22 protein-coding genes are annotated in these 21,274 nt (G+C 70.8%); 1 reads left to right on the forward strand and 21 read right to left on the reverse strand.

Going from position 1 to position 21,274, the window contains the following annotated elements; genetic code table 11:
• Window positions 1-12 precede the first annotated feature (12 nt).
• The 3 genes from nusB to ACFPYL_RS17770 form a co-directional block, all read right to left on the reverse strand.
• Window positions 13-420 (reverse strand): transcription antitermination factor NusB, encoded by a 408-nt coding sequence (nusB, locus tag ACFPYL_RS17760; RefSeq protein WP_379157242.1) that lies wholly within the window; start codon window positions 418-420, stop codon window positions 13-15.
• Entirely contained in the window at window positions 420-983 is a 564-nt protein-coding gene (efp, locus tag ACFPYL_RS17765; RefSeq protein ID WP_379157245.1) for an elongation factor P, read from the reverse strand. The genes nusB and efp overlap by 1 nt, the downstream gene beginning before the upstream one ends.
• A gap of 117 nt (window positions 984-1,100) precedes the next feature.
• Window positions 1,101-1,886, reverse strand: coding sequence for an SIMPL domain-containing protein (locus tag ACFPYL_RS17770; protein WP_379157248.1), 786 nt, complete (start codon window positions 1,884-1,886; stop codon window positions 1,101-1,103).
• Between the two features lie 96 nt (window positions 1,887-1,982).
• Here ACFPYL_RS17770 and ACFPYL_RS17775 point away from each other — a divergent pair, with 96 nt between their 5' ends.
• A complete protein-coding gene (locus tag ACFPYL_RS17775) occupies window positions 1,983-2,798 on the forward strand; it encodes a hypothetical protein (protein WP_379157251.1) in 816 nt (271 codons plus the stop codon).
• 4 nt (window positions 2,799-2,802) lie between these two features.
• Here the strand turns inward: ACFPYL_RS17775 and ACFPYL_RS17780 are convergent, their stop codons facing one another.
• The 18 genes from ACFPYL_RS17780 to ACFPYL_RS17865 all read right to left on the reverse strand — a co-directional run bounded on the left by ACFPYL_RS17780 (window position 2,803) and on the right by ACFPYL_RS17865 (window position 21,232).
• Window positions 2,803-3,234, reverse strand: a complete 432-nt coding sequence (locus ACFPYL_RS17780; RefSeq protein WP_379157254.1) for a type II 3-dehydroquinate dehydratase — start codon at window positions 3,232-3,234, stop codon at window positions 2,803-2,805.
• The gene (gene aroB, locus ACFPYL_RS17785; RefSeq protein ID WP_379157257.1) at window positions 3,231-4,331 is read right to left on the reverse strand and encodes a 3-dehydroquinate synthase; all 1,101 of its coding nucleotides are present in this window, start codon (window positions 4,329-4,331) and stop codon (window positions 3,231-3,233) included. The genes ACFPYL_RS17780 and aroB overlap by 4 nt, the downstream gene beginning before the upstream one ends.
• On the reverse strand, window positions 4,328-4,828 hold the full coding sequence (locus ACFPYL_RS17790) for a shikimate kinase (protein ID WP_379157260.1): 501 nt from the start codon (window positions 4,826-4,828) through the stop codon (window positions 4,328-4,330). Before ACFPYL_RS17790 ends, aroB begins: the two co-directional genes overlap by 4 nt.
• 7 nt (window positions 4,829-4,835) lie before the next feature.
• Window positions 4,836-6,014, reverse strand: a complete 1,179-nt coding sequence (gene aroC / locus ACFPYL_RS17795) for a chorismate synthase (protein WP_379157263.1) — start codon at window positions 6,012-6,014, stop codon at window positions 4,836-4,838.
• 40 nt (window positions 6,015-6,054) lie between these two features.
• The gene (locus ACFPYL_RS17800) at window positions 6,055-6,768 is read right to left on the reverse strand and encodes a prepilin peptidase (protein WP_379157265.1); all 714 of its coding nucleotides are present in this window, start codon (window positions 6,766-6,768) and stop codon (window positions 6,055-6,057) included.
• Entirely contained in the window at window positions 6,765-7,604 is an 840-nt protein-coding gene (locus ACFPYL_RS17805; RefSeq protein ID WP_379157268.1) for a shikimate dehydrogenase, read from the reverse strand. Before ACFPYL_RS17805 ends, ACFPYL_RS17800 begins: the two co-directional genes overlap by 4 nt.
• A gap of 29 nt (window positions 7,605-7,633) precedes the next feature.
• The gene (locus ACFPYL_RS17810; protein ID WP_379157271.1) at window positions 7,634-8,011 is read right to left on the reverse strand and encodes a hypothetical protein; all 378 of its coding nucleotides are present in this window, start codon (window positions 8,009-8,011) and stop codon (window positions 7,634-7,636) included.
• A 131-nt stretch (window positions 8,012-8,142) separates the two neighbouring features.
• On the reverse strand, window positions 8,143-9,330 hold the full coding sequence (gene mltG, locus ACFPYL_RS17815) for an endolytic transglycosylase MltG (protein WP_379157274.1): 1,188 nt from the start codon (window positions 9,328-9,330) through the stop codon (window positions 8,143-8,145).
• Window positions 9,331-9,798, reverse strand: coding sequence for a Holliday junction resolvase RuvX (gene ruvX, locus ACFPYL_RS17820; RefSeq protein ID WP_379157277.1), 468 nt, complete (start codon window positions 9,796-9,798; stop codon window positions 9,331-9,333).
• Between the two features lie 16 nt (window positions 9,799-9,814).
• Window positions 9,815-12,487, reverse strand: a complete 2,673-nt coding sequence (alaS, locus tag ACFPYL_RS17825; RefSeq protein WP_379157280.1) for an alanine--tRNA ligase — start codon at window positions 12,485-12,487, stop codon at window positions 9,815-9,817.
• Entirely contained in the window at window positions 12,487-12,777 is a 291-nt protein-coding gene (locus tag ACFPYL_RS17830) for a DUF6167 family protein (RefSeq protein ID WP_379157283.1), read from the reverse strand. The genes alaS and ACFPYL_RS17830 overlap by 1 nt, the downstream gene beginning before the upstream one ends.
• Window positions 12,774-13,286 (reverse strand): hypothetical protein, encoded by a 513-nt coding sequence (locus ACFPYL_RS17835; protein ID WP_379157286.1) that lies wholly within the window; start codon window positions 13,284-13,286, stop codon window positions 12,774-12,776. The genes ACFPYL_RS17830 and ACFPYL_RS17835 overlap by 4 nt, the downstream gene beginning before the upstream one ends.
• A gap of 123 nt (window positions 13,287-13,409) precedes the next feature.
• Window positions 13,410-14,765 carry a replication-associated recombination protein A gene (locus ACFPYL_RS17840; protein ID WP_379157289.1) on the reverse strand — a complete coding sequence of 452 codons (1,356 nt, stop codon included), beginning with the start codon at window positions 14,763-14,765 and terminating at the stop codon, window positions 13,410-13,412.
• Between the two features lie 54 nt (window positions 14,766-14,819).
• Window positions 14,820-16,124: an ABC transporter ATP-binding protein gene (locus ACFPYL_RS17845; protein WP_379157292.1), complete on the reverse strand. Its 1,305-nt coding sequence runs from the start codon at window positions 16,122-16,124 to the stop codon at window positions 14,820-14,822.
• Window positions 16,121-17,170 (reverse strand): ABC transporter ATP-binding protein, encoded by a 1,050-nt coding sequence (locus tag ACFPYL_RS17850; protein ID WP_379157295.1) that lies wholly within the window; start codon window positions 17,168-17,170, stop codon window positions 16,121-16,123. Before ACFPYL_RS17850 ends, ACFPYL_RS17845 begins: the two co-directional genes overlap by 4 nt.
• 10 nt (window positions 17,171-17,180) lie before the next feature.
• Window positions 17,181-18,197, reverse strand: coding sequence for an ABC transporter permease (locus ACFPYL_RS17855; protein ID WP_379157298.1), 1,017 nt, complete (start codon window positions 18,195-18,197; stop codon window positions 17,181-17,183).
• A 187-nt stretch (window positions 18,198-18,384) separates the two neighbouring features.
• Complete coding sequence (locus ACFPYL_RS17860) at window positions 18,385-20,127, reverse strand: ABC transporter substrate-binding protein (protein WP_379157301.1); 1,743 nt, start codon at window positions 20,125-20,127, stop codon at window positions 18,385-18,387.
• Between the two features lie 88 nt (window positions 20,128-20,215).
• Complete coding sequence (locus tag ACFPYL_RS17865) at window positions 20,216-21,232, reverse strand: ABC transporter permease (protein ID WP_379157304.1); 1,017 nt, start codon at window positions 21,230-21,232, stop codon at window positions 20,216-20,218.
• Window positions 21,233-21,274 lie beyond the last annotated feature (42 nt).

Raw genomic sequence — 21,274 nt, forward strand, 5'->3', positions numbered from 1 at the left:
AGCGTAGGGACATCAGACCAGCGACGCCTTGTTGCGCTGCACCGCACCGAGCACGCCGTTGACGAACTGCGGCGACTCGTCGGTCGACAGGTCCGTCACCAGCGCCATCGCCTCGCTGATCGCGACGCTGTCGGGCACGTCCTCGGCGTACAGCAGCTCCCAGACGCCGAGACGCAGGACGTTGCGGTCCACGGCCGGCATCCGCTGGAGGGTCCAGCCCTCGGCGTACTGCGCGAGCACCTCGTCGATGTGGCCGCGGTGCTCCTCGACCCCACGCACCAGCACGGCGGTGTAGTCGTTGGTCGGGCCCTCGCCGTCGGCGATCGCGGTCTCCAGCGCGGTGGTCGCGGACTCGCCGCGCACGTCGGAGGCGAAGAGGACGTCGAGCGCCCGCTTGCGGGCCTTGGAGCGGGCTGACATCAGCCCTTCACGCGGCCCATGTACGACGAGTCGCGGGTGTCGACCTTGACCTTCTCGCCCTGGTTGATGAAGAGCGGGACCTGGATCTCGTGACCGGTCTCGAGGGTCGCCGGCTTGGTGCGGCCGGTGGCCGAGTCGCCGGCGAGGCCGGGCTCGGTGAACGTGATGAGCAGCTCGACCGAGGCCGGGAGCTCGATGAAGAGGACGCGGCCCTCGTTGGTGGCCACGACGGCCTCCTGGTTCTCCAGGAGGAAGTTCGCCGCGTTGCCGACGATCTCGGGGCTGATCTCGATCTGCTCGTAGTCGGCGACGTCCATGAAGACGAAGGACGAGCCGTCGTTGTAGAGGTACTGCATGGTGCGACGGTCGACCGTGGCGGTCTCGACCTTGGTGCCGGCGTTGAAGGTCTTGTCGACGGTCTTGTTGGACTCGACGTTCTTGAGCTTCGTGCGCACGAAGGCGGGGCCCTTGCCCGGCTTCACGTGCTGGAACTCCACCACGGCCCAGAGCTGGCCGTCGATGTTGAGAACCATGCCGTTCTTCAGGTCGTTCGTCGTTGCCATGCGTGCGTGCCAGCCTTCGTACGTCGAGTGGGATCGTGGGGTCGCCCACCGCGTGGGCACCAGCGGAGGAGTCTATCGGCTGACTCTGCGACTCCCCTATTTCGGCCTGGTTCGGCCCTACTCCAGGTCCCACACGATCCGGACCGTCACCGACGCCTCGTCGCGCCCGGCCCGGATCGGCACCGACGCGCCCCGGTCGAGCGCAGCGGCGAGGTCGCCGTACTGCTCGACCGGCGTCGGCAGCGGCTTGGCGTGCACCTCGCTGATGGTCACCACGTCGCCCAGCTCCTCGCCGGACGCCTCGGCGTACTGCTCGGCCTTGGTGCGCGCCTCCGCGACCGCGGCGTCACGCGCCTTCGCCATGACCTCGTCGGTGTCGCCGACGAGCAGCTTCAGGTCGTCGACGCGGACGTCGTTGCCACCCGCCGCGACCGCCGTGGTGACGGCGGCCCCGCCCTCCTTCAGGTCGTCGACGAGCACCCGCGCACGCTCGGCGACGTGGTAGCCGCGCAGCACCGGCGGGCTGTAGGCCGGGTAGTCGTAGACCGGGTTCATCGACAGCCCGGTGGTCTGCACGTCGCCCTTCTCCACGCCGTGCTCCTTCAGCGACGACAGCACCCTGGCCATGGCACGGTTGGCGGCGTCGAGGGCGTCGTCGAGGTCGGGCCGGGTGAGGGACACCGCCAGGGCGAACGACAGCTGGTCCGGGACGGCGCTCGCGTCGCCGGTCCCGGTCATCGTCAGCTCGTGCTTCTCGGCCGGCACCGGCGTCGGCGTCTCGTCGTCCGCCGCCTGCGCGGTGGTGCCGCCCGCGCTGCCCAGCAGGTAGGCGACCACGAGCGCGAGGACGACGAGGAGACCGAGCAGCAGGGTGCGGACACTGAGGGTGAGGTCTCGGTTCATGGAGGATCGGACGGACGGGAGCGGGATCAGGTTCCTCGTGGCGCTATGGCCCGATCGGGCCATGCCGTGGCGCGGCGGGGGCTTCTACCGTCAGTCATGGACACGCTGAGGCACCAGTGGCTGGGCATCGGTCTCGGAATGCTCGCCCTCTTCGTGGCACTCGACGGCCCGGCTTTCGCCGCGGACAGCGTCGACAAGGTCTCCCGCAAGCTCATCACGGGCAAGCAGATCAAGGACGGCAGCGTCCAGGCCAAGGACCTCAGCGCCAAGGCGCGCGCGTCGCTGCGGGGCCGGACCGGGCCTGCGGGCGTCCAGGGTCCCCCGGGCGAGCAGGGTGAGCAGGGCATCCAGGGCGAGCAGGGCATCCCCGGCCCGGTCGCGGGCGTCGCCGCCGGCGGCGACCTCACCGGGACGTTCCCCGACCCTCAGCTCGGGGCCGGCGTCGTCGGCGTCCCCGAGATCGGCGTGATCCCGGCCGTGCGGGTCGACGGGGTCTCCAGCCCCACGACGATCCCCTCCGACGCCGTCAACGCCAGCGTCCTGAACTGGGGGCCGTTCCACACCTACGAGACCGTGGCGTCGATGTACGACGAGAGCGCCGGCGGCCGCACGCAGCTGGTCGCACCGGTCGACGGCCTCTACCTCGTCTCCGCGACGATCGGGTACGCCCCCACGGACCCCGACGGCTTCCGCACCGTCAACATCGCCAAGAACGGGGTCAACGGCAACCCGGCCTGCGTCGACCGTGACCCCGGGTTCGCCGACACCAACAACTTCATCACCACGAGCTGCGTGACCGAGCTCGACGCCGGGGAGTTCGTGACGATCCGGACGCTGCAGAACTCGGGCTCGGCACTCGCCCTCAGCACCTTCGAGAGCGCGAGCATGACCTGGGTGGGTCACCTGCCGTGAGGGGTCAGGCGCGGGCGACGACCTCGAGAGCCATCCGGTAGCCGTCGACGCCGTGCCCAGCGACCACCTCGGCGGCGTACGGCGTGACGACCGAGGTGTGTCGGAACTCCTCGGGCCGCTGGTGCGGGTCGGAGATGTGCACCTCGACCAGCGGTGCGGTGAGCTGGGCGCAGGCGTCGAAGATCGCGTACGAGTAGTGCGTCCACGCGGCTGCGTTGAGCACCACGGGGGTGTCGTCGTCGGCGGCGGCGTTGAGCCAGTCGAGCATCTCGCCCTCGTGGTTGGTCTGCCGCACCTCGACCTCCAGGCCGAGGTCGCGCCCCCAGCCGACGCAGAGGTCGGCGAGCTCGGCGTGGGTGGTGCTGCCGTAGATCTCGGGCTGGCGGCGGCCGAGCCGGCCGAGGTTGGGGCCGTTGAGGACGAGCACCTTCGTCATGACCGGTCTCCCTGAGGACTCGCGATGGCTGCGTAGGCGGCGCGCAGGTCGGCCTCGTCCGGGCCGGCGAGCACGGTGGGCTTGCCGACGTCGCTCAGCACGACGAGACGCAACAGGTTGCCCCGCGACTTCTTGTCGACCTTCATGGCCGCGTGCAGCGTCTCGAACGGCGCGCCGTCGTACGTCGTGGGGAGCCCGACCCGGGCGAACGCCGTGTGGTGCCGGGCGACGACGTCGGGCGCGAGCAGCCCCGCGCGGCCGGCGACCTCGGCGACGAAGACGCAGCCGATCGCGACGGCCTCGCCGTGCCGGATCGAGTAGTCCTCGGTGCGCTCGATGGCGTGGGCGAGCGTGTGCCCGTAGTTGAGGGCCTCCCGACCGGGGTGCCCGTCGCTGCCGCCGGTCTCCTTGAGGTCGGCGGCGACCACCTCGGCCTTGACCCGGATCGCGCGCTCGACGAGCTCGACGAGCACCGCCGAGTCGGGCGTCAGGTGGGCCGGGTCCGTGGTCTCGACGAGGTCGAGGATGACGGGGTCGGCGATGAAGCCGCACTTCACGACCTCGCCGAGGCCGGCCACGAGCTCGGCGCGCGGCAGCGTCTCCAGCGTGGCGAGGTCGCACAGGACGCCGGTGGGCTCGTGGAAGGAGCCGACCAGGTTCTTGCCCGCGCCGGTGTTGATGCCGGTCTTGCCGCCGACCGCGGCGTCGACCATCGCCAGCAGTGTGGTCGGCACGTGCACGACCTTGACCCCGCGCAGCCAGGTGGCGGCCACGAAGCCGCCGAGGTCGGTGGTCGCCCCGCCGCCGTACGTCACGACCGCGTCGGAACGGGTGAAGCCGGCCTCGCCGAGCACCTCCCAGCAGCCGGCGGCGACCGTGGCCGTCTTCGCGCCCTCCCCGTCCGGGATGGCGATGCCGATGACCTCGTAGCCGCCCTCGAGCGCCTCGATGATCGGGTCGGCGGACAGGCCCTCCGGGTGCACGACGGCGACCCGGGTGACCCCGTCGCCGAGGAGGGCGGGCAGCCGGTCGGCGACGCCGTGGCCTACCACGACGTCGTACGGCGAGGGTCCGGCCACCCGGATGACGGCGCTCATGCTCGTGCCGCCAGGGCGGAGACGACCTCGTCGGCGACCTCGGCGGCCTCGCGGCCGTCGGTCTCCACCACGAGCGTCGCGACCGACTCGTAGACCGGGGTGCGCTCGTCGAGCAGGGCCTTGATGCGGCCGCGGACGTTGCCCAGGAGCAGCGGCCGCGACGTGCCGAGCCCGACGCGCTTCACGGCGTCCGAGAGCCCGACCCGGAGGAAGACGACGTCGTGGCCGGCCAGCAGGTCCCGGGTGCCGGGATCGAGCACGGCTCCCCCGCCGAGAGCGAGCACGCCGTCGTGGGTCGCCAGCGCCTCCGCGACGGCCGCGCGCTCCATCGCACGGAAGGCGGCCTCGCCCTCGTCGACGAAGATCTCGGCGATCTCGCGGCCGGCGGTCGCCTCCACGTCGTGGTCGGTGTCGCGCAGGGCAGCCCCGAGGCGCTCGGCCACCAGCCCGCCCACCGTCGTCTTGCCGGACCCCATCGGCCCGATCAGCACGATCATCGGCGCCTCACCGATAGCGGAGCGTGTCGAGGTAGGACTCGGCGTTGCGCCGGGTCTCCTGGACCGAGTCGCCGCCGAACTTCTCCACGACCGCGTCGGCGAGGACCAGCGCCACCATCGCCTCGGCGACGATGCCGGCCGCCGGGACCGCGCAGACGTCGGAGCGCTGGTGGTGGGCGACGGCCTCCTCGCCGGTGGCGAGGTCGACGGTGCGCAGCGCCCGCGGCACGGTCGCGATCGGCTTCATCGCCGCCCGGACCCGCAGGACCTCGCCGGTCGTCATGCCGCCCTCGGTGCCGCCGGAGCGGCCGCTCACCCGCCGGATGCCGTCGGGGGTCGGCACGATCTCGTCGTGCGCGAGCGAGCCCGGCGTGGCGGCGAGCTCGAAGCCGTCCCCGACCTCGACGCCCTTGATCGCCTGGATGCCCATCAGCGCTCCGGCGAGCCGGGCGTCGAGGCGCCGGTCCCAGTGCACGTGCGAGCCGAGGCCCGGCGGCAGGCCGTGGACGACGACCTCCACGACGCCGCCCAGGGTGTCCCCGTCCTTGTGGGCCTGGTCGATGCGCTCGACCATCAGCCTGCTGGTGTCGGCGTCGAGGCAGCGGACCTCGTCGGCGTCGAGGCGCGCGACGTCGTCGGGCTCGGGCCAGAGACCGGCCGGGGCGCGCACGCCACCGAGCTCGATGACGTGGGAGACGATCCGAGCGCCGACGGCCTGCTCGAGGAAGTTGCTGGCGACCCGGCCGAGCGCCACCCGGGCGGCGGTCTCGCGGGCCGAGGCGCGCTCGAGGATCGGGCGAGCGTCGTCAAACGCGTACTTCTGCATGCCGGCCAGGTCGGCGTGCCCCGGGCGAGGGCGGGTCAGCGGGGCGTTGCGGGCCATCGCCTCGAGCTCGACCGGGTCGACGGGGTCGGCCGACATGACCTTCTCCCACTTCGGCCACTCGGTGTTGCCCACCTGGATCGCGACCGGGCCGCCCTGGGTCTCCCCGTGGCGCACGCCGCCGACCAGGGTCACCTCGTCCTGCTCGAACTTCATCCGGGCGCCGCGGCCGTAGCCCAGGCGGCGCCGGGCGAGGGCGTCCGCGACGTCGTCGGACGTGACGCGGACATGGGCGGGCAGCCCCTCGAGGATCGCGACCAGGGACGGGCCGTGGGACTCGCCCGCGGTGAGCCAACGCAGCATGAGATCAGTGTTTCACGCGGCGTACGGCGGGCGCGCCCGGTCACCCGGAGACGAGATGCCCCCAGAGCGCACCGCCGAGCACGATGCCGGCGACCGCGCCGCCGAGCAGGAACGGACCGAACGGCAGCGGCGTGCGCAGCGCGGTCCGGTCCCGGCGGACAGCCGCTCGGACGACGCCCAGCACGGCGAAGACCAGGAAGCCGCCGTACACGCCGATGACGAGCTCGGCCCAGCCGAAGTAGCCGAGCACGAACCCCACCACGGACGACAGCCGGACGTCGCCGTACCCCATCCCGGAGGGGTAGAACCACCACAGCGCGTGGAAGAAGACGAAGACCGCCGCACCGCCGGCGACGGCCTGGACGAAGGCGCGCGGGTCGCCGTCGGCGAGCGCAGCGACGGCCGCGAGCGCTGCGGTGCCGCCCAGCGTCGGCCAGATGACCTTGGTCGGCAGCAGGTGCGTGTGCAGGTCGACGAACGCGAGCGCCACCGACACCGGGACCAGCGGCAGCAGGAAGAGCAGCGGCCAGTCGAGGCCGACGGACCCGCCGAGCAGCGCACCCACCACGGCTGCGACCAGGGCCGCCCGCCACCGCAGCCCCGGCAGCACGGAGACCGGCGCGTAGCGCGGGACGACCGGCTCGTCGTCCAACGGGTCCGGCTCGGGGATCCGGCCGATCAGCGCGGGTACGCCGAGCCCAGCGCCGCCGCACACGACGGCACCCAGGAGCGCGGCCCCGAGATCGACGCTCATCCGGCCACGTGCCGTCTCGCGAGCTCGGCCTCGCCCGCGGCGCGCATCACGTCCAGCGGACCAGGCACTCCGGTGAAGAGCTCGAACTGGAGGACCGCCTGGTGCGCGAGCAGGTCGAGGCCGGAGACCAGCACGCGGTCCGCCGCCGACGCGGCGATCGGCGTGGGCCAGGGGTCGTAGACCACCTCGAACACGACCGGCACGTCGGCGCACCGGGCGACCAGGTCGGCGTCCTGCGCAGCAGCCGGGATCGTCGCGACGACGACCTCGCCGTCGACCGACGCGTCCGCCAGCGAGCCGACCTCCACCGCGGGGGCCGACGGGTGCGCAGCCACGGCCGCCGCCGCACCGGCGGCCCGGTCGGCGCTGCGCGCGAGCAGCCGGACGCGTCGGGCGCCCAGGTCGCACAGGGCGAGCGCGGTCGAGGCCGCGGTGGCGCCTCCGCCGAGCACCGTCGCGGCCCGCACCGGTCCGTCGTACCGCTCCCGGACCGCGGCTGCCGCGCCGGGCAGGTCGGTGTTGTCGGCGAGCACGACGCGCCCGCGCTCGAGCACCAGCGTGTTGGCCGCACCCGCGAGCCGCGCGCGCTCGGTGACGGTGCCGCCGAGCTCCAGCGCGCGGCGTTTCAGCGGCATCGTCAGCGACAGCCCGCGCCAGGTGTCGTCGAGCCCGGCGACGAACTCGGCCAGGCCGTCCTCGGGCACCTGCGCGGTGTCGTAGGTGACGTCGGTGACCCCGGCGGCGGCGTACCCCGCCCGGTGCAACGCCGGCGAGAGCGAGTGCGCGATCGGGTCCCCGATCACCGCGCAGCGCCGAACTCCCCTGACCTGGTCCATGAGGTCAGGTTCTACCGCATCCCCAGCGATCAGCTGCGGAAGGCCTTGCGTGCTGAGAAGCCGCAGTCGGTCCCGGGGATCCGGGAGCAGTCCGCGACCCGGAGGTAGTACACCCGGTCCTCCGGGATCGACAGGTTGCCGGTACAGGTCCGGCCACCGCCCTCCGAGTCGCTCTGGGAGAACACGACGTCACCAGCAGCGTTCTCGATGTAGGCGATGGCGTAGTCCTCGAACGTGGAGTAGTCGTCGACCGCGTTCGCGCACAGCTGGTCGGTGGCGTCCAGGTAGCGCGCGGTGGCGCCGTGGAAGCTGATGGACTCGTCGTTGGCCTCGGCCGGCGCCATGGTCGCGGCGACCAGGACGGCGGAGCCGAGCAGGACAGGGACGGCACGTGGGAACGAGATCACCGAGACACTCCTCGTACGGTGCGCGAGGACCCCGATGTCCCTGCGCGATGCTCGACCGTCTCACCGACGCGGCTCCCGGACAAGGCCTGCGTCCGGGTTCCTGGGGTCGGCGGGGTCCCCCGGCCACCGGGTCAGCAGCGGTCGGAGGTCTCGCAGTAGTCCTTGTACAACGCCTGGCCCTCGAGGAACCCGTCGTAGTCCTCGTAGAACCGGGTCTCCCCCGTGGCCAGGTCGACCGTGACGTAGTAGTACCAGGGCCCGTCGGCGGGGTTGAGCGCCGCCTCGATGGCCTCGTCCCCCGGTGACTCGATGGGGCCGGGCGGGAGGCCGACCACGTTCAGCCGGGTGTTGTACGGCGTGGGCGTGTCGAGCTGCTCCTGGGTGAGCTCGGTGGAGCCCGGTGACAGACCGAGCCCGTAGGCGACCGTGGCGTCGATCTGCAGCTTGCCGTTGGTCCCACCCTTGTCGCCGGGACCCTCGAGCCGGTTGTAGATGACCCGGGCGATCTTCGGCATGTCCTTGCCGCGCCCCTCGGCCTGCACCAGGCTCGCGATGGTCATGATCTCCTGCGGCGAGTAGCCCAGCTCCTGGCTCTTCGTCTCGAGCTCGGCGTCGTCGGCGGCCTGGCGCCAGCGGGTCACCATCGCCTTCAGCATCGACTCCGGGGTCGCGTCCGGCCCGAAGTCGTAGGTGGCCGGGAAGAGGTAGCCCTCGGGGTTGCCCTCCGCGTAGTCCGGCAGGCCGAGCTTGCCCGGGTCCTCGAGCATCTTCTCGAAGGCGGCCTTCTTGAACTTCGTCTTCTTCGCCAGGATCGCGACGGTGTCCTCGACGCGCAGCCCCTCGGGGATCGTCACGGTGGCCTTCACCATGTTGCCCGGATCGACCAGCACCTCGACGACGTCCTTGGACGCCATCTCCTTGCGCAGCGGGAAGTAACCCGCCTGGATCTTGTTGGAGTCGGGGTTGCCGTTGGCGGCGTCGATGAACGCCTCGACCGAGGCCACGACGCCCTGCGCCTTGAGGTTGCGTCCGATCGCGGCGACCGTGTCGCCCTTGCTGACCTGGAAGGTGACCTTGCCGTGGCCCGGGCCCGGGTAGTCCTCGGCGGAGGAGAACTGGTCGCCGATCTTGTCGACGGCCCAGGTGCCGACGAAGTACACGCCGCCGGCGATCACCGCGAGCGCGAGCAGCACCGCGAGGCAGCCCGGCAGGCTGCGACGACGGCTGCCACGCCGGCGCCCGCCCTCGTACGACGAGTCCTCGGTGGGGTCGTCGAGGAGCGGTGAGCTCTCGTGGTCCGCGTCGTACTCGTCCGTCATTCAGCTCTCCTCGAGGATCTCCCCCGGCGCGGTCCCCGTCGCGCGCTCGGTGTCCAGTGCGTGCTGCAAGATCAGGACGGCCGCAGCCTGGTCGACGACGGCGCGCCGCTTGCCCCCCTTGCGGCCTTGGTCGCGCAGCATAGCCTCCGCCGACACCGTGGTCATGCGCTCGTCGACCAGCCGTACCGGGACCGGCGCCACCCGCCGGGCCAGCCCGGCGGCGAACTCGCGCACCTTGACCGCGGCCGGGCCCTCCCCGCCCGACAGCGACCGGGGCAGGCCGACGACGACCTCGACGACGGTCGACTCCTCCTGCTCGGCGGCCAGGATCTTCGCGATCCGCGCCAGGTCGCCCTTGCCCCGGCGCACCGTCTCCACCGGGCTCGCGAGGAAGCCGGAGGGGTCGCTGCGCGCGACCCCGATCCGCGCGTCGCCGGGGTCGATGCCGAGCCGTACGCCGTGGCGCATGTCTGTGCGGTCGCGGTCAGCCGGCCGCGACCCGGCCGACCTCCGCGGCCACGACGGCCAGCGCCTCGTCGATGCGGGACGTGTCCGTGCCGCCGCCCTGGGCGACGTCGTCCTTGCCGCCGCCCTTGCCATCGACCAGCGGGCCGACGGCGCGCACGAGGTCGTTGGCGCTCAGGCCGCGCGCCCGGGCCTCGTCGTTGACCGCGGCCACGACGGACACCTTGCCGTCAGCCGCACCGATGATCACCACGACGCCGGGCTCGCCCTGCGGGAGGCGACCGCGCACGTCCAGCGCGAGCGTGCGGACGTCGCCGCCGCCCGCTCCGTCGGCGCGGTGGGCGACCACGTTGACGGGGCCGACCTTCGCGGCGTCGGCCGCCAGTGACCCACCCGCGGCGAGCAGCTGTCCGACGCGGACCTTCTCGATCTCCTTCTCGGCCGTGCGCAACCGCTCGACCAGGTCGCCGACCCGGCCGACCAGGTCGTCGGGCTGGGTCTTCAGCAGGCCGGTCAGCTGGGCGACGACGTCCCGCTCGCGCGCCAGGTAGGCGAAGCCCTCGACGCCGGTGAACGCCTCGATCCGGCGGTTGCCGGACCCGACCGAGGACTCACCGGTGACGACGACGGTGCCGATCTGCGAGGAGTGGTCGACGTGGGTGCCACCGCACAGCTCGCGCGACCAGGGACCGCCGATCTCGACGACCCGCACCTTGGTGTTGTCGTAGGTCTCGCCGAAGAGCGCGATCGCGCCCCAGTCCTTGGCCTCCGAGAGCGTCATGTACTGCCACCCGACCGGCAGGTCGGCACGCAGCGCCTGGTTGGAGACCTGCTCGATGTCGTGCAGCTGCTCCGGCGTCAGGCCGGTGGTCCACCCGAAGTCGAGCCGCAGGTAGCCGGGCCGGTTGAAGGAGCCGGACTGGAGGGCGGAGGGGCCGAGCACCTCGCGCAGCGCCGCGTGGACGACGTGGGTTCCGGAGTGCGCCTGACGCGCGCCGGTGCGCCACTCGGGGTCGACCCGGGCGTGCAGCACGTGGCCCGGCGTGAACTCGCCGTCGACGACGCGCACCTGGTGCACGACGAGGCCGCGCACCGGGCGCTGCACGTCGAGCACCTCGAGCCGGCCGCCGTCGAACTCGATGGTGCCCGCGTCGGCCGCCTGGCCACCGGACTCGGCGTAGAACGGGGTCCGGTCGAGCACCAGCTCGCCGACGTCGCCGGCCACCAGCACCGGCGCGGGCGCGCCGCCGACGAGCAGCGCGAGCGCGTTGGACTCGGTCTCGAGGGTCTCGTACGCGAGCCACTCCGTCGGGCCGTGCTCGTCGAGGATGGTGCGGTAGGCGCCGGTGTCGGCGTGCTGGCCGCGCTTGGCACGCGCGTCGGCCTTGGCGCGCTCGCGCTGCTCGGCCATCAGCGAGCGGAAGCCCGGCTCGTCGACGCTGAGGCCCGCCTCGGACGCCATCTCCAGGGTCAGGTCGATCGGGAAGCCGTAGGTGTCGTGCAGCGCGAAAGCCTGCTCGCCCGACAGTGTGCTGCCTCCGGCCTTCTGCACGCCCTGGGCGGCGAGGTCGAAGATCTGGGTGCCGGCCTGGAGCGTCTTGCGGAAGGTCTCCTCCTCGGCGTACGCCACCCGCGAGATCCGCTCCCAGTCGGTGTGCAGGTCGGTGTAGGTCTCGCCCATCTTGTCCCGGCTGACCGGGAACAGCTCGGGCAGCGCGGGGTCCTCGTAGCCGAGGAGCCGCATCGAGCGGACCGCGCGACGCAGCAGCCGGCGCAGCACGTAGCCGCGCGCCTCGTTGCCGGGGGTGACGCCGTCGCCGATCAGCATCATCGAGCTGCGGACGTGGTCGGCGACCACCCGGAAGCGCACGTCGTCCTCGTGGTCGGCGCCGTAGCGGCGGCCGGTGAGCTGCTCGGCCATCTGGATGACCGGGAACATCACGTCGATCTCGTACATGTTCTCGACGCCCTGGGTCATGAACGCGACCCGCTCGAGGCCCATCCCGGTGTCGATGTTCTTCTTCGGGAGCGACCCCGAGATGTCGAAGTCCTCCTTGCTCCGGACGGCACTGAGCTCGTCCTGCATGAAGACCAGGTTCCAGAACTCCAGGTAGCGGTCCTCGGCGGAGAAGTCGCCGTCGGCGCCGTACTTCGGCCCGCGGTCGATCAGGAGCTCCGAGCAGGGGCCACCCGGCCCGGGCACACCCATCGACCAGTAGTTCTCCTTCGGCCCGAGGCGGATGATCCGCTCGTCGGGCAGTCCGGTGACCTTGCGCCACAGGTGCAGCGCCTCGTCGTCGCCCTCCAGGATCGAGGGGTAGAGCAGCGACTCGTCGAAGCCCCACCCGCCGTCGCTCTGCGACTTGGTGACCAGGTCCCAGGCGAGCTCGATCGCCCCCTCCTTGAAGTAGTCACCGAAGGAGAAGTTGCCGCACATCTCGAAGAACGTGCCGTGCCGGGTGGTCTTGCCGACGTCCTCGATGTCGGGGGTGCGCACGCACTTCTGCACGCTGGTCGCGCGGTCGTACGGCGGCGTCTCCTGGCCCAGGAAGTAGGGCTTGAACGGCACCATGCCGGCGTTGACGAACAGCAGGTTCGGGTCGTCGAGCAGCAGCGAGGCCGAGGGCACCGGGGTGTGACCGTCGCGCTCGAAATGAGCCACGAACCTCCGGCGGATCTCCGCGGTGTCCATCAGTTGCTGCCTTCCTGCTGCGGTTCGGTGCTCGGAGCGACCGCCTTGTGGCGGCCACCGGTGATCTCGGGAGTTCCATGAGGCACGAGGCCGAGCCGCTCTCGCAACTCGGATTCCTTCTCGGCCTGGCCCTGCGCGACCTCGTCGCGGACCATGCGGGCGCCGACCTCGAGGGCGCCGAGCCGGTCCTTGAGCCCGTCGACGGTGAAGGCCTCGGCCGCGCGCCGGCCCCGCACCATCACGTAGACGGCGGTGCCGGCCCCGGCGACGAACCAGAGCCCGCGCTTCATGCTGCGCTGCCCTCCTCGGGCAGGTCCGCTCGTTGGCGCTCCTGCCACTCCCGCACCGCCTCGCGGGTGTCGACCTTGCGCTGCTTGCGTGCGCGCTTGACCTCGCGCTTCATCTCGAACCGGATCCGGTTGCGGGTCTCGGCGTCGAACGCGCGGCGTACGCCGTGGGCGAAGGAGGCCGCCTTGACGACGGTCTCGCGCAGCACCAGGTCGGCGAAGAGCGCCGTACCGATCGTCTGCGCGGGCTCGGCCTCGGCCTGGTCGACCTGCTGCTCACGACCGAGGTCGGTGATCACGAAGGACGCCTCGGGCGTGGCCCTGGGGCGGTCCAGCCGGCGCTCGAGCGCGGCCAGCTGGTCGCGCAGCGCAGCGGTCTCGGCCTGTGCCTCCGCCCGTGCGGCGGCGATCGCCCGCGCGGTGCCGGACCGGGCGCGCAGCAGCGCGACGGCGAGACCCAGCGCCACCAGCGCCAGCACCCCCGCCACCACGGGCACGATCCAGTCCTGCATGGTGACCGACCCTATCGCGGCGTCGTGGGCGAGGTGGTTTCGAGGCTCGTCGCTAGCGCTCCTCGCACCTCAACCACCGCAGCGGTGGTTGAGGTGCGAGCGGAGCGAGCCTCGAACCACCTCTCACGAACCCCGGATGATCCGGCGTACGCGTTCCCAGCGCTCCTTGATCGACGCCTCGGCGCCGAGCGAGGTCGGCTGGTAGTACTCACGGTCCAGGACCACGTCGGGGGCGTACTGCTGCTCGGCGACGCCGAACGGCTCGTCGTGGCTGTACTTGTACGTCGAGCCGTGCCCGATCTTCTTCGCGCCCGCGTAGTGGGCGTCGCGCAGGTGCGGCGGGACCTGGCCGATCTTGCCGGCCCGGACGTCGGCGACCGCGGCGCCGATCGCGGTCGTGACGGCATTGGACTTCGGGACGACGGCCAGCGCGATGGTCGCGTGCGCCAGGGTCAGCTGCGCTTCCGGCATCCCGATCAGCTGCACGGTCTGCGCCGCCGCGACCGCCGTCTGCAGCGCCGTCGAGTCGGCCAGGCCGATGTCCTCGGACGCCAGGATCATCAGGCGCCGAGCGATGAACCTCGGGTCCTCCCCCGCCTCCATCATCCGCGCCAGGTAGTGCAGGGCCGCGTCGGCGTCGGAGCCGCGCACGGACTTGATGAAGGCGCTGACGACGTCGTAGTGCTGGTCGCCCTGGCGGTCGTAGCGCACCGCCGCCCGGTCGACGGCCGTCTCGGCCGTCGCCAGGTCGACCGTGTCGAGGCCCTGCGAGACCGCCGCCCCGGTCGCGGCCTCGAGGTAGGTCAGCGAACGGCGCGCGTCCCCACCGGCCAGCCGGACCAGGTGCTCGAGCGCCTCCTCCTCCACGGCGACCTTGCCGCCGAGGCCACGCTCGTCGACCAGGGCCTGGTCGAGCACGGCGCGCACGTCGTCGTCGGTGAGCGACTCGAGGCGGAGGAGCAGGCTGCGCGAGAGCAGCGGCGAGATCACGCTGAAGAACGGGTTCTCGGTGGTCGCGGCGATCAGCGTCACCCAGCGGTTCTCGACGCCCGGGAGCAGGCCGTCCTGCTGGGCCTTGCTGAAGCGGTGCACCTCGTCGACGAAGAGCACGGTCTCCCGGCCGGTCGCGACCAGCTCGGCGCGTGCCGCGTCGATGGCCGCGCGCACCTCCTTGACCCCGGCCGAGACGGCCGAGACCTCGACGAAGCGCCGGTCCGTCTGCTGGCTGACGATCGAGGCGATCGTCGTCTTGCCGGTCCCGGGAGGACCCCACAGCAGCAGCGACATCGACTGGTCGCCCTCGACCAGTCGACGCAGCGGCGAGCCCGGCGCGCGCAGCTGCGCCTGGCCGACCAGCTCATCGAGGGTGCGCGGCCGCATCCGGACCGCGAGCGGCGCGGACGCGTGGGTGTTCGCGTTCAGCGAGCCGCCCCCGGTGCGGACCGCAGCACCGGGGGTCTCGAACAGTCCGTCATCCATCGACACCTCGTTGGTCGAGTAGCGAGCGCCAGCGAGCGTATCGAGACCCTCCGACTACGCGCTCGCCATCGTCTTGCGCTCGAGGTCGAACCAGGTGTCGGCGTACCCGGGCTCGTCGGCCGCGAGCGCGGACGGGGTCGCCCCCGGGTCCGGCGCGCCGCTGTCGTCGACACCGAGCAGGCCGGCGGTGACCGGCTTGTCCGGGTGCTGGCCCAGCTCACCCGCGAAGTGGCAGGCGACCTTGTGCCGCTGGCCGATCTGGAGGAGCGGCGGCTCGACCCGGGCGCAGATCTCCTGGGCGATCGGGCAGCGGGTGCGGAACCGGCAGCCGGACGGCGGGTTGATCGGGCTCGGGACGTCGCCCTCGAGGCGGATGCGCTCGCGGCGACCACCGATGGCGGCCTGCTTCACGTCGGGCACCGCGGAGAGCAGCGCCTGCGTGTACGGGTGGTTGGGCCGGTTGTAGAGCGTCTCGCGGTCCGCGATCTCGACGATCTTGCCGAGGTACATGACCGCGATCTCCGGGCAGAAGTGCCGGACGACGGCGAGGTCGTGGGCGACGAAGAGGAACGCGATGTTGAACTCGCGCTGCACGTCCTGGAGCAGGTTGATCACCTGCGCCTGGATCGACACGTCGAGCGCCGAGACCGGCTCGTCGGCGACCAGCACCTTCGGCTGGAGCGTGAGCGCCCGGGCGATGCCGATGCGCTGGCGCTGACCGCCCGAGAACTCGTGCGGGTAGCGGTTGTAGTGCTCGGGGTTGAGACCCACGATCTCGAGGAGCTCCTGGACCCGGGGCAGGATCTTGTCCTTCGGCACCACCTTGTGGATGGCGAGCGGCGCTCCGATGATCGCGCCGACCGAGTGCCGCGGGTTCAGCGACGTGTACGGGTCCTGGAAGATCATCTGGATCTCGCGGCGCAGCGGCTTGAGCTGGCGCGAGCTGATGTTGGTGATGTCGCGGCCGTCGAAGTTGATCGACCCGCCGGTCGGCTCGTAGAGCCGGGTGATCAGTCGCCCGGTCGTCGACTTGCCACAGCCGGACTCGCCCACGAGGCCGAGGGAGCCGCCCTCGGGGACCTGGAAGGACACCCCGTCGACCGCCTGGACGTGGCCGATGGTGCGGCGGATGACACCCGAGGACTTCACCGGGAAGTACATCTTGAGGTCGCGGACCTCGATGATCGGCTTGGCGTTGGGGTCCGCCACCGACGCGGCGTGGCCCTCGGACGGCGACAGGACGTCGTACTCGTCGCTGTCGACCGGGTCCTCGGTGCGCGAGGTCGGGTCGTCCTGCGGCAAGAAGTTCGCCGTGGCCGGCAGCGGCGTCAGCTTGTCGTCGCCGTGCTTGTCGCTCATCGCTCTTCCTCCACCAGGTCCGGCGCGATCTCCGGCAGGACCTCTCGTTCGTAGATCACGTCAGGGTTCGTCAGGTGGCACCGCTTGAGGTGCGTCTCCGTACGGGTGCCTGGCGCCAGTTCGGGCAGGGTGGTGAGGCAGAGGTCGCCCTCGACCTTGTCCCGGTGCGGGCAGCGCGGGTGGAAGGCGCAGCCGGACGGCGGGGTGAGCAGGGACGGCGGGTTGCCCGGGATCGGGATCAGCCGCGCGTTGGTGTCGCCGGAGACGTCGGGCACGCTCGAGAGCAGGCCCCAGGTGTAGGGCATCTCCGGGTGCGTGAGGATCTCCTTGCAGGTGCCGACCTCGACCGCGCGGCCGGCGTACATGACCAGCACGTCGTCCGCGACCTCGGCGATGACCCCGAGGTCGTGGGTGATGATGATGACCGCCGACTCGAACTCCTTCTGGAGGTCCTGCAACAGGTCGAGGATCTGGGCCTGCACCGTCACGTCGAGCGCGGTGGTCGGCTCATCGGCGATGAGCAGGCTCGGGTTGTTGATCAGACCCATCGCGATCATCGCGCGCTGCCGCATGCCGCCCGAGAACTGGTGCGGGTAGTCGTCCACGCGCCGGTCGGGCTGCGGGATGCCGACCCGGTCGAGCATCTCGACCGCCCGGGCACGGGCGGCCTTCTTGCTCACGTTGTGGTGGACCCGGTATGCCTCGCCGATCTGGTTGCCGACCGTGTAGTACGGGTGCATCGCCGACAGCGGGTCCTGGAAGATCATCGCGACGTCCTTGCCGCGCCGGCGCCGCATCTGCTCGTCGGAGAGCTTCAGCAGGTCGGTGCCGTCGAGCAGGATCTCGCCGCTGACCTTGGCACTGGTCTTGCGGTGCAGGCCGAGGATCGCCGAGCTCGACACGGACTTGCCGGAGCCGGACTCGCCGACGATCCCGAGGGTCTTGCCCTTCTCGAGGTCGAAGGAGAGCCCGTCGGTGGCCTTGACGATGCCGTCGACGGTCGGGAAGTGGACCTTCAGGTCGCGGACCGAAAGAAAGCTGGACACAGGTATCCCCTCAGCCGACGCGAACGCGCGGGTCGATGACGGCGTAGAGCACGTCGACGATGATGTTGGCCACGATGACGAAGGTGCCCAGGAGCAGCACCAGGCCGATGATCGTCGGCAGGTCGTTGGTGGTGTTGGCGTCGTAGGCGAGCTTGCCGAGGCCGTTGTAGTTGAAGACCGTCTCGGTGATGATCGCGCCGCCCATCAGGCCGGCGAAGTCGAGGCCGACCAGGGTCACCAGCGGGGTGAGCGCGGCGCGCATGCTGTGCTTGAAGAGCACGCGGCGCGACTTCAGGCCCTTGGCCCGCGCCGTGCGGACGTAGTCCTCCGACATCGACTCGAGCACGAACGCACGCGTCATCCGCACGTAGCCGGCCATGTAGAGCACGGCCAGGGTGACGGCCGGCAGCAGCAGGGACGTCATCCACGCCCCCACGCCGGCTTCCGCGATCGGCGAGTAGACGGGCACCTCGACCCACTGCCACTTGATCGCAACGAACTTCAGCAGGAAGAGACCGACGAAGAAGGCCGGGAAGGCATAGAGGACGAGGGAGACCGCGACGATCCCCCTGTCTATGAGCGTGCCTCTTCGTACGGCGGCTATCACGCCGAAGAGGACGCCGAAGAAGAGCCAGAGCACGAGCGCGGCGATGGAGATCGACAGGGAGACCGGGAAGGCCTCCTTCATCAGCTCGTTGACTGTCTTGGTGTTGACGACGGAGTAGCCGAAGCACGGAGCCGCGCAGTGGGTCACCAGCTCGGGAGCCGCCGCGCGCAGCTCCGGGTCGTCGGGGTAGTCGCGACCCTGCACCACGCCCTTGAGGAAGTCGGTCCACTGCACGATGACGGGCTTGTCGTAGCCCAGGGCCTTGCGGGTCTGCTCACGCAGCTCCGGCGAGCAGTTCTTGCCACACGCGTAGCGCGCGGGGTCGACCGGCGAGGCGAAGAACAGGACGAACGTCACCAGGCTCATCACGATCAGCATGATCACGCCGACGAACAAGCGTCGGATGACGTAGGCCAACATCGGGGGACCACCTCGGATAGATCAGGTGCGGGGGGGTGCAGTGGATCAGCACGGTAGTGCTGGGACCAGCATGCACCCTGGACGGAGGTGAGGGTGAGGACCCCTCGACGAGGCCCTCACCCCCGGTCGTCGGGCGGCCGCTGGATGAGCGACCGCCCGACAGGGTGTTAGTGGTGCAGTCCCTGGATCAGGACTCCACGCCGATGGCACCCAGGTCCGGGAAGCTGGAGCTCGCCGGGGTGGTGGTGAAGTTGGTCACCTTGGAGCCGTGCAGGAAGTAGAACTGCGCGATCTCCAGCGGGATGTAGGCGACGTCCTGGCCGAGCTGGATGTCAGCCTGCTGCAGGGCAGCGGTCTGGTCCTCCAGCGTCGAGGCGTTGGCAGCCTGGTCGACGAGCTTGTTGAACGCGTCGCTCTTGTAGGCGCCGTAGTCCTGGCCGTCCGAGTTGGACGTCAGGTTCGGGCGGCTGTCGAACAGCGGCGGGGTGACGGTGATGGCGGAGGGCCAGTCGGAGCCCCAGCCGCCCCAGATGACGTCGCTGTCCTTGTCCGGCTTCTGGATGACGTCGTAGTAGGTGTCACCGAGACCGTCGAGGGTCGTGTCGAAGCCGGCAGCGTCCCACGTCTCCTTCAGCGCGGCGGCCTGCTTGTCGGCAGTCTCCGTGCTCGGGTACGTGAAGGTGATCGGGTACGGCATGGTCACGCCGGCCTCTTCGAGGAGCTTCTTCGCCGCGGCGGGGTCACCCTCCTGCGGGCCGGAGAAGGCCGGGTTGTCCTGGTAGCCGACCACAGCCGGGTTCACGATCGACTCGGCGGGCGCGAAGGCCTTCTCGCCACCACCGGCGTCGATCCACGCCTGCGCGTTGGTCGCGACCTTGAGCGCGTCGCGGACCTTCGGGTCGGGCATGTTGCGGAAGTTCGGCACGATGTAGTCGACGTACGGCGACGCCTCGAGCGTGGCCCGGTCGGCGACCGCACCCTCGATCTGGTTGTAGTACGGCGCCGGGATGCGCTGGCTGGTGACGGCGGTCTGCGCGTCGCCGGTGTCAGCGATCAGCTGGTCGTAGATCGTCTCGGTGGTCTGACCGATGTTGAAGACGATCGAGTCCGGCAGGGCCCGGCGGATGTTCTCCGGGTCGTCGGTCTTGTCGTCGTAGTTCTCGTTGCGAACCAGCGTCGCGCCCTTGTTCTTGCTCCAGGCACCGTCGAGCTTGTAGGGGCCGTTGGAGAAGATCTGGAAGTTGGACTTGTCGCCGTTGTCCTTGTCCTGGCGGTACGGGTCCATCATGTGCAGCGCCGCGATGGCGAGCGGGAAGTCCGGCCACGGCTTGTTGAAGTGGTACGTGATGGTGTTGCCGTCGCAGGTGATGGCCTTGTCGAAGAGGTCCTGGCCGTCGCCCTTGTAGGGGCCGTCGTAGGCCGGCAGGCCGGTCTTGTCGTCGGTCGGGATGTCCAGGTAGCTCAGCAGGTAGTTCGGGCCGCCGGTGATGACGTCGGTCGCGAACACACGGGAGGCGCCGTACTTGAAGTCCTCACACGTGATGGCCTTGCCGTCCTCCCACTTCACACCGTCCTTGACGGTGAAGGACCAGACCTTGCCGCCGTCGGTGGAGGTGCCGGTGTCGGTCGCCAGGTCGGCGACCGGGGTGTTCGACACCTTGGGGTCGGTCGAGATCGGGAACGTCACCAGCTGGCGGTAGACCGTCCGGCTGAAGTTGGTGATGTCACGGCCGACGTAGATCCGCTGGGGGTCGACGTGCTCGATGGGCGCGAAGATGAGGTAGTTGAGGGTGCCACCGGTTGCACTGGAGGTGGGCCCGCCACCGGCCTCGCCTTCACTGCTGCTGTCGCTGCCGCCACAGGCCGCGAGGCCTCCGGCGAGCGCGATCGCAGCGGTGGCCGCGAGGACCCGCTTTCGATACGTGAACATTACTTCTCCTTGAGTGTGTGTCGCGCCTGGAGCGGCGGCACCTTCGGCGACTCCGTATCACCGAAATCTGGGGACTGCTGGGCGTGCGTCAACGCGACGTCTTCGGGTCGAGTGCGTCGCGGATGCCGTCACCGAGCAGGTTGAAGCTGACCACGATGATCATGATCAGGAAGGCCGGCATGAAGAAGAACACGAAGTCGGCCGACGAGTAGTTGATCGAGCTGCGGAGCACGTTGCCGAGCGTCGGCGTCGGCGGCTTGATGCCGACGTTGAGGTAGCTCAGCGCGGCCTCGGCGGAGATGTAGGCCGGCATGGTCAGCGTGAACGTGACCAGCAGCGGGGCCCACAGGTTCGGGAGGATCTCCTTGAAGTAGATCCTGCGGCGCGAGGCACCGAGCAGCACGGCGGCGTCGACGAACTCCCGCTCGCGCACCGAGAGGACCTGACCGCGGATGATGCGGGCGATGCCGGGCCAGCCGAAGAGCGCCAGCACGAACACGACGTACGCCGCGTTGGGCAAGGGGTCCGAGAACCCGCCCGGCAGGATGTCGGCCATCAGCTGGATGCCGATGCTCGACAGCGCGAGCAGCATCAGCGTCGACGGGAACGACAGCGTCAGGTCGATGCTGCGGCCGATCAGCGCGTCGACCCAGCCGCCGGTGAAGCCGGCGATGATGCCGAGCACCGCGCCGACGATGATGGCGATCAGGGTCGCGGACAGCGCGATCGCGAGCGAGAAGGTCAGGCCGTACCAGACCCGCGACAGCACGTCGCGGCCGGTCTGCGGCTCGACACCGAGCGGGTGGGACCAGCTGATGCCGCCGAGCCTGCCGATCGGCAGGCCGCCGGTGTTCGGGTCGGTCAGGTCCTGGTGGAAGGTCGTCGGGTCGAGCACGCCCGCCTTGACCAGGAACGGCGCGGCGATGGCGGCCGAGATGTAGAGGACGACGACGACGAACGAGACCATCGACAGCTTGTCGCGACGGAACCGGCCGATGGCGAGCCGGGTCGGCGACTGACCCTTGAGCTTGGAGAGGTCACCCTCCGGCGAGCCCGTGGGGTCCGGCAGCTGCTCGCTCTCCAGGTTGGAGGCAGTCGTGGTCATGGCACCTCTGTCTTCTCGGTTCGCTCGGCGCTGACCCTGGTC

The sequence above is a fragment of the Nocardioides hankookensis genome (genome assembly GCF_042658885.1).
Taxonomy (GTDB): domain Bacteria; phylum Actinomycetota; class Actinomycetes; order Propionibacteriales; family Nocardioidaceae; genus Nocardioides; species Nocardioides hankookensis.

Coding starts and splice junctions, on each gene's coding strand:
- nusB (WP_379157242.1), bottom strand. CDS start 420: ATGTCAGCCCGCTCCAAGGCCCGCAAGCGGGCGCTCGACGTCCTCTTC.
- efp (WP_379157245.1), bottom strand. CDS start 983: ATGGCAACGACGAACGACCTGAAGAACGGCATGGTTCTCAACATCGAC.
- ACFPYL_RS17770 (WP_379157248.1), bottom strand. CDS start 1,886: ATGAACCGAGACCTCACCCTCAGTGTCCGCACCCTGCTGCTCGGTCTC.
- ACFPYL_RS17775 (WP_379157251.1), top strand. CDS start 1,983: ATGGACACGCTGAGGCACCAGTGGCTGGGCATCGGTCTCGGAATGCTC.
- ACFPYL_RS17780 (WP_379157254.1), bottom strand. CDS start 3,234: ATGACGAAGGTGCTCGTCCTCAACGGCCCCAACCTCGGCCGGCTCGGC.
- aroB (WP_379157257.1), bottom strand. CDS start 4,331: ATGAGCGCCGTCATCCGGGTGGCCGGACCCTCGCCGTACGACGTCGTG.
- ACFPYL_RS17790 (WP_379157260.1), bottom strand. CDS start 4,828: ATGATCGTGCTGATCGGGCCGATGGGGTCCGGCAAGACGACGGTGGGC.
- aroC (WP_379157263.1), bottom strand. CDS start 6,014: ATGCTGCGTTGGCTCACCGCGGGCGAGTCCCACGGCCCGTCCCTGGTC.
- ACFPYL_RS17800 (WP_379157265.1), bottom strand. CDS start 6,768: ATGAGCGTCGATCTCGGGGCCGCGCTCCTGGGTGCCGTCGTGTGCGGC.
- ACFPYL_RS17805 (WP_379157268.1), bottom strand. CDS start 7,604: ATGGACCAGGTCAGGGGAGTTCGGCGCTGCGCGGTGATCGGGGACCCG.
- mltG (WP_379157274.1), bottom strand. CDS start 9,330: ATGACGGACGAGTACGACGCGGACCACGAGAGCTCACCGCTCCTCGAC.
- ruvX (WP_379157277.1), bottom strand. CDS start 9,798: ATGCGCCACGGCGTACGGCTCGGCATCGACCCCGGCGACGCGCGGATC.
- alaS (WP_379157280.1), bottom strand. CDS start 12,487: ATGGACACCGCGGAGATCCGCCGGAGGTTCGTGGCTCATTTCGAGCGC.
- ACFPYL_RS17830 (WP_379157283.1), bottom strand. CDS start 12,777: ATGAAGCGCGGGCTCTGGTTCGTCGCCGGGGCCGGCACCGCCGTCTAC.
- ACFPYL_RS17835 (WP_379157286.1), bottom strand. CDS start 13,286: ATGCAGGACTGGATCGTGCCCGTGGTGGCGGGGGTGCTGGCGCTGGTG.
- ACFPYL_RS17840 (WP_379157289.1), bottom strand. CDS start 14,765: ATGGATGACGGACTGTTCGAGACCCCCGGTGCTGCGGTCCGCACCGGG.
- ACFPYL_RS17845 (WP_379157292.1), bottom strand. CDS start 16,124: ATGAGCGACAAGCACGGCGACGACAAGCTGACGCCGCTGCCGGCCACG.
- ACFPYL_RS17855 (WP_379157298.1), bottom strand. CDS start 18,197: ATGTTGGCCTACGTCATCCGACGCTTGTTCGTCGGCGTGATCATGCTG.
- ACFPYL_RS17860 (WP_379157301.1), bottom strand. CDS start 20,127: ATGTTCACGTATCGAAAGCGGGTCCTCGCGGCCACCGCTGCGATCGCG.
- ACFPYL_RS17865 (WP_379157304.1), bottom strand. CDS start 21,232: ATGACCACGACTGCCTCCAACCTGGAGAGCGAGCAGCTGCCGGACCCC.